This window comes from Burkholderia sp. Ax-1720 (assembly GCF_011753035.1).
In the GTDB taxonomy this organism is placed as follows: Bacteria; Pseudomonadota; Gammaproteobacteria; order Burkholderiales; family Burkholderiaceae; genus Burkholderia; species Burkholderia gladioli.
This window is the reverse complement of the sequence record NZ_VWWK01000270.1, coordinates 1-6,602: the sequence shown is the minus strand read 5'-3', so window position 1 is coordinate 6,602 and position 6,602 is coordinate 1. Positions and strand designations below refer to the sequence as shown.

6 protein-coding genes are annotated in these 6,602 nt (G+C 68.4%); 4 read left to right on the top strand and 2 right to left on the bottom strand.

Annotation, left to right across the window (positions count from 1 at the left end; translation table 11 throughout):
• Positions 1–187: 187 nt before the first annotated feature.
• A complete protein-coding gene (locus tag F3J18_RS34835; RefSeq protein WP_025100540.1) occupies positions 188–964 on the bottom strand; it encodes an enoyl-CoA hydratase in 777 nt (258 codons plus the stop codon).
• A gap of 137 nt (positions 965–1,101) precedes the next feature.
• Between F3J18_RS34835 and paaN the strand changes: the two genes are divergently transcribed.
• From paaN to paaK, 4 genes are all read left to right on the top strand, one after another.
• Complete coding sequence (paaN, locus tag F3J18_RS34830) at positions 1,102–2,796, top strand: phenylacetic acid degradation protein PaaN (RefSeq protein ID WP_166916642.1); 1,695 nt, start codon at positions 1,102–1,104, stop codon at positions 2,794–2,796.
• A 94-nt stretch (positions 2,797–2,890) separates the two neighbouring features.
• Entirely contained in the window at positions 2,891–3,682 is a 792-nt protein-coding gene (gene paaG, locus F3J18_RS34825; RefSeq protein WP_166916640.1) for a 2-(1,2-epoxy-1,2-dihydrophenyl)acetyl-CoA isomerase PaaG, read from the top strand.
• 1 nt (position 3,683) lies between these two features.
• Positions 3,684–4,154 (top strand): hydroxyphenylacetyl-CoA thioesterase PaaI, encoded by a 471-nt coding sequence (gene paaI, locus F3J18_RS34820; protein WP_166916638.1) that lies wholly within the window; start codon positions 3,684–3,686, stop codon positions 4,152–4,154.
• Positions 4,155–4,206: 52 nt separating this feature from the next.
• Positions 4,207–5,502 (top strand): phenylacetate--CoA ligase PaaK, encoded by a 1,296-nt coding sequence (gene paaK, locus F3J18_RS34815; protein ID WP_166916636.1) that lies wholly within the window; start codon positions 4,207–4,209, stop codon positions 5,500–5,502.
• Between the two features lie 55 nt (positions 5,503–5,557).
• On the opposite strand, the gene F3J18_RS34810 is transcribed toward paaK, so the two are convergent.
• Positions 5,558–6,598: an MltA domain-containing protein gene (locus F3J18_RS34810; RefSeq protein ID WP_166916644.1), complete on the bottom strand. Its 1,041-nt coding sequence runs from the start codon at positions 6,596–6,598 to the stop codon at positions 5,558–5,560.
• Between the last annotated feature and the right edge of the window lie 4 nt (positions 6,599–6,602).

The window sequence follows — 6,602 nt, the reverse complement described above, 5'->3', positions numbered from 1 at the left end:
CTCTTTCGTGCCGCGTTTCCGTTAGCGCGAAAGAGGCGTGATTCTAAGCAGCCCATCGCCTTCGTGCAAGCGTTTTCGCAAAGAAAATGCATGAAGGGCGCCGCTTGCGCGGCGCCCTTCATGGCAAGCCTTTGATCGCAAAAGGAAACAAGCAAAAACGAGACGATCCACTCGTCGCCCGAAGCGCTCAGCGATGCTTGAACACCGGCTTGCGCTTCTCCACGAACGCCGCCATTCCCTCCTTCTGGTCCTCGGTGGCGAACGTCGAATGGAACAGGCGCCGCTCGAAAGTCACACCTTCCGCCAGCGTCGTCTCGTACGCACGATTCACCGACTCCTTCACCATCATCACGGCCGGCAGGGAGAACTCGGAAATCGTCGCGGCCGCGGCCAGTGCATCGTCGAGCAGCGACGCCGCCGGCACCACGCGCGACACCAGCCCGGCCCGCTCAGCCTCCTCCGCCTCCATGAAGCGCGCGGTCAGGCACATGTCCATCGCCTTGGCCTTCGACACCGCGCGCGGCAGGCGCTGCGTGCCGCCCGCGCCCGGCATCACGCCGAGCCGAATCTCGGGCTGCCCGAACTTCGCCGTGTCGGCGGCGATGATGATGTCGCACATCATCGCCAGCTCACAGCCACCGCCCAGCGCGAACCCCGCCACCGCCGCGATGATCGGCTTGCGGATCTGCCGGATCGTCTCCCAGTTGCGCGTGATGTAGTCGCCCTTGTAGGCATCCATATAGGAGTAGTTCGCCATCATCCCGATGTCGGCGCCGGCCGCGAACGCCTTCTCGCTGCCGGTCAGCACGATCGCCCCGATCCCCTCGTCGGCGTCGAAGGCCTTCAGTGCCGCGCCGAGCTCGTCCATCAGCGCATCGTTGAGCGCGTTGAGCGCCTTCGGACGATGCAGCGTGATCAGGCCAACACGCCCCCGGGTCTCCACCAGGATGTTCTGGTAATCCATCGATTTCTCCTCGATCAAAGAAACGCCACTCACCGCGCACACACGCGGAGAACAATGCTAACATTTGCCGACCAACCGGTCGGTTAATTAATTGCGCCAGTACGACCGACTCCTCCACATCCCATCAGGCCGACGTCATGACCCACCCCTTGTTCTCGAAGCACGAAGCCACCTTGCAACAAGCGCTGTCAGCCATCGAAACCCGTGCCTACTGGAGCCCGTTCGCGGAAATGCCGAGTCCCAAAGTGTACGGGGAAAGCGCGGCAGCGGACGGCGAGGCGAGCTTCCGCGCCCAGCTCGACAAACCCTTCGAACTCGACCAACCGGCCTCGGGCGGCAAGCTCGGCGCCGAGGTGTCGCCGTTCGGCTTTCCGCTCGGGATCCGTTACCCGCAAGCCTCGCCCGACGAACTGATCGCGGCAGCCGCTGCCGCCCAGGCAGGATGGCGCGCCGCCGGACCGAGCGCCTGGATCGGCGTGAGCCTCGAGATCCTGGCCCGGCTCAACCGCGCCAGCTTCGAGATCGCCAATGCGGTGATGCATACCACCGGGCAAGCCTTCATGATGGCCTTCCAGGCCGGCGGCCCGCACGCCCAGGATCGCGCGCTGGAGGCCGTCGCCTACGCCTGGGACGCGCTGCGCCGAGTTCCGGCCGAGGCGCACTGGGAAAAACCGCAAGGCAAGAACCCGCCGCTCGCGATGCACAAGCGCTACACGATCGTGCCGCGCGGCACCGGCCTGGTACTCGGTTGCTGCACCTTCCCGACCTGGAACGGCTATCCCGGCCTGTTCGCCGATCTCGCCACCGGCAACACGGTGATCGTCAAGCCTCACCCGGGCGCGATCCTGCCGCTCGCGATCACCGTGAGGATCGCCCGCGAAGTCCTGCGCGAGGCCGGCTTCGATCCGAACATCGTTACCCTGCTCGCCACCGATCCCGACGACGGTGCCCTGGTCCAGTCGCTGGCCGTGCGCCCCGAGATTCGCCTGATCGATTTCACCGGCAGCACCAGGAACGGCGACTGGCTGGAGCGTCATGCCCACCAGGCCCAGGTGTATACGGAGAAGGCCGGCGTCAACCAGATCGTGATCGATTCGACCGACGACCTGAAGGCAGCGGCACGCAATATCGCGTTCTCGCTCGCGCTCTATTCCGGCCAGATGTGCACCGCGCCGCAGAATATCTATGTGCCGCGCGACGGCATCCAGACGCCCGAGGGCCGCGTCGGCTTCGACGAAGTCGCGCAGGCGATCGCCGGCGCAGTGCAGAAGCTGTGTGCCGATCCGGCGCGCGCGGTCGAGCTGCTGGGGGCGATCCAGAACGACGGCGTGACTGCCCGCATCGACGAGGCACGCGGACTCGGCAAGATACTGGTCGACAGCCAGACACTCGAACATCCGGCATATCCGCAGGCGCGCGTACGCACACCGTTGCTGATCCAGCTGGACGCCAGCGAGCGCGGCAGCTACACGCGCGAGTGGTTCGGCCCGATCGCCTTCGTGATCGCCACCGATTCAACCGCGCAGTCGCTCGACCTGGCCGGCGGTATCGCGGCCGAGTGCGGCGCGCTCACGCTCTCGGTCTACAGCACGGACGAGAAGATCATCGACGGCGCCTACCAGGCGGCGATCCGCGGCGGCGTCGCCCTCTCGATCAACCTGACGGGCGGCGTGTTCGTGAACCAGTCCGCGGCGTTCTCGGATTTCCACGGCACCGGCGCGAACCCGGCCGCGAATGCGGCGCTGGCCGACACGGCCTTCGTCGCCAACCGCTTCCGGGTGGTGCAGAGCCGCGTGCACGTCGCGCCGCGCGCAGAAACCAGCGCCGCCTGAAACCGCATCCCCATAGATAGAAGAATTCCGCCGTCCAGCCGCATCCGGGCCGGTACCAGCCACCGGCCATCCGCCTTACCGGAGGAGACACCCGATGCCGTATGACACGATCCGCTTCGCGTTCGACGCGGCCACCCAGGTCGCGACGATCACGCTCAATCGTCCCGACAAGCTCAACAGCTTCACGCGCGCGATGCACGCCGAGCTCGCCGCGGCCATCGACGAAACCGAGGCCAGCCACGCGCGCGCGCTGATCCTCACCGGCGCCGGCCGCGGCTTCTGCGCCGGCCAGGATCTCGCCGACCTCGACTTCACGCCCGGCGCGCCAACCGACCTGGGCGCGCTGATCGACCAGCACTTCAACCCCCTCGTGCGTCGCCTGCAGGCGCTGCCGCTGCCCGTGATCGCCGCCGTCAACGGCATCGCGGCCGGCGCCGGCGCGAACCTCGCGCTCGCCTGCGACCTGGTGCTGGCCGCCAGATCGGCCAGCTTCATCCAGTCCTTCGTGAAGATCGGCCTGGTGCCCGACTCGGGCGGCACCTGGTTCCTGCCGCAGCGGGTCGGCTTCGCGCGGGCGCTCGGGCTCGCGCTGACGGGCGACAAGCTCGGCGCCGAGCAGGCCGCCGACTGGGGCATGATCTGGCGCGCCGTCGACGACGAGGCGCTGGCGGCCACCGCCACCGCGCTGGCGACCGAACTCGCCCGCCAGCCGACCCGCGCGATCGCCGCCATCAAGCAGGCGATGCGCGCCGGCATGAGCCAGCCGCTCGACGCGCAGCTCGACCTCGAACGCGACCTGCAGCGCGAGCTCGGGCAGTCGCACGATTACGCGGAAGGCGTGGCCGCCTTCATCGCCAAGCGCGCACCGCGCTTCGAGGGGCGCTGAGATGGATGCCACCACGCCCGCCGATACCGCAGCCGAGGCCGGCGCCCTCGCCCGCGCCGCGGCCGACGCGATGTACGCCGCCGATGCCTGCACGCGCGCGCTCGGCATCGAACTCGTCGAGGTCGGCCCCGGCCACGCGCGAATGCGCATGACGGTCCGGCCGGAATTCCTGAACGGCCATCGCACCTGCCACGGCGGCCTGATCTTCACGCTGGCCGACTCGACCTTCGCGTTCGCCTGCAATTCGCGCAACCTGAACACGGTGGCGGCCGGCTGCTCGATCGAATTCCTGCGTCCCGTGTTCGAGAACGAGGTGCTGACGGCGGAGGCTGTCGAGCAGGCCCTGGCCGGCCGGCACGGCATCTACGATATCCGCGTGACGAACCGGGCCGGCGAGACGGTGGCGATGTTTCGCGGCAAGTCGGCCCGCATCGCCGGCAACGTGATCCCCTCTGACGGCCCCGGCACCTGAGCGGGCCGCGAGCCACCCGAGCGAACCACAATAAAGACGCATGGAGACATCGATGAACGCCCCCCTTCCGCTCGAGCCGATCGAGACCGCCAGTCGCGACGAACTCCAGGCGCTGCAGCTCGAACGCCTGAAATGGTCGCTCGGCCACGCCTACCAGCACTCGCCCGTCTATCGCCGCAAGTTCGACGAGGCCGGCGTGCATCCCGACCAGTTGACGACGCTCGCCGATCTCTCGCGCTTCCCGTTCACGACCAAGAGCGACCTGCGCGACAACTACCCGTTCGGCATGTTCGCGGTGCCGCAGGAGCGGATCTCGCGGATCCACGCCTCATCGGGCACCACCGGCAAGCCGACCGTGGTCGGCTACACCGCGCGCGACATCGACACCTGGGCCAACCTGGTGGCGCGCTCGATCCGCGCGGCGGGCGCGCGCCGAGGCGACAAGGTGCATGTCAGCTACGGCTACGGCCTGTTCACGGGCGGCCTGGGCGCGCATTACGGCGCCGAGCGCGCGGGGCTGACGGTGATTCCCTTCGGCGGCGGCCAGACCGAGAAGCAGGTGCAGCTGATCCAGGACTTCCGGCCCGACATCATCATGGTCACGCCCAGCTACATGCTGTCGATCGCCGACGAGATGGAACGGCAGGGGCTGGACCCGCGCGCCTCGTCGCTGCGGATCGGCATCTTCGGCGCGGAGCCCTGGACCAACGAGATGCGCGCGGCGATCGAGCAGCGCATGGGCATCGACGCGGTCGACATCTATGGCCTGTCGGAGGTGATCGGCCCGGGCGTCGCCTCGGAATGCGCCGCAACCAAGGACGGCCCGACCATCTGGGAAGATCACTTCTATCCCGAGATCATCGATCCGCTGACGGGCGAGGTCCTGCCCGACGGCGAGCTCGGCGAACTGGTATTCACTTCGCTGACCAAGGAGGCGCTGCCGATCGTGCGCTACCGCACCCGCGACCTGAGCCGCTTGTTGCCGGGCACGGCGCGCAGCATGCGGCGCATGGAGAAGATCACCGGTCGCTCGGACGACATGATGATCATCCGCGGCGTGAACGTGTTCCCGACGCAGATCGAGGAGCAGTTGCTCAAGCAGGCCGTGCTGGCGCCGCATTACCAGATCGTGCTGACCCGGGAAGGGCCGCTCGACGTGATGACGCTGAACGTCGAGCCCTGCCCGCACCGGAATACGGCCACGGCCCTGCTCGACGCGGCCGGCCAGGCGCTGGCCTACGACATCAAGGCCCTGATCGGCGTCACGGCGATCGTCAAGGTGCTGCCGGTCAACGGCATCGAGCGTTCGGTGGGGAAGGCGCGGCGCGTGGTGGACAAGCGCCGCTGAAGGAAGGGATATCGCCGGGGTTCACGCAGGACGGGGGCCGGCGCCCCCGCATTGCTCAGGAATTCGGCAGCAGCAGCCACATCCGCCCGACCTGCTTCATCCGGCCGGCCAGGTCGCCCGCATCGTCGCCGAGCCCCCAGAAGTAGTCGGCACGCACGCCGCCCTTGATCGCCGAGCCCGTGTCCTGCGCGAACACCAGCCGGTTCATCGGCGTATTGGTGAGCGGCCGCGTGGTCTGCAGGAACACCGGCGTGCCCAGCGGAATGAAGGAAGGATCGACGGCGATCGAGCGCTCCGCCGTGAGCGGCACGCCGAGCGCGCCGATCGGGCCGTCCGCGCCACCGTTCGGCGCGCCTTCGCTGGACGGCATCTCGCGGAAGAACACGAAGCGCGGATTGGTGTCGAGCAGGGCGTCCACGCGCGAGGGATTGGCGCGCGCCCAGGCCTTGATGCCCTGCATGGTGGCCTGCCCGGCGCTCAGCTCGCCGCGATCGAGCAGCCATTTGCCGATCGAGCGATAGGGCTGGTTGTTGGTGCCGCCGAAACCGACCCGCATCACGCTGCCGTCGTCCATCACCACGCGCCCCGAGCCCTGCACCTGCAGGAAGAAGGCTTCGATCGGATCGTCGACCCACACCAATTCGTTGCCGTTCAGCACGCCCGAGCGCTCGAGCTGGGCGCGTGCCGGCATGGCGCTGCCGGCCCGATAGCCGGCCGGCCAGCGATACAGCGCGGTCTGGTAGGGCCCGCGCCGCACGCGCGAGCCGCGCAGCAGCGGCTCGTAATAGCCGGTCACCAGGCCATCGAGCGTGCCGTCGGTATTGGAGAACTGATAGGGCGTGAAATACGTCTCGAAGAAGCTGCGCGCGCCGGTGATGTCGAGATCGTCGATCCGCTCGGCGGCCTCGCAGGCGCGGCGCCAGTTGGCGGCGCGCGCGAGCCGCGTGCAGTTCTGGCGCAGCGCGATGGTCGCGCCGATCAGGGTATCGTCGTCCCAGCCCGGCACCTGCCGCCAGGCCACCGGCGTGAGCCGCTCGGCGGCCACCTGGCCCGGCACGATGGGCGCGCCGGTGGGCGGCTTCGCGGCATGCCGCACCGGG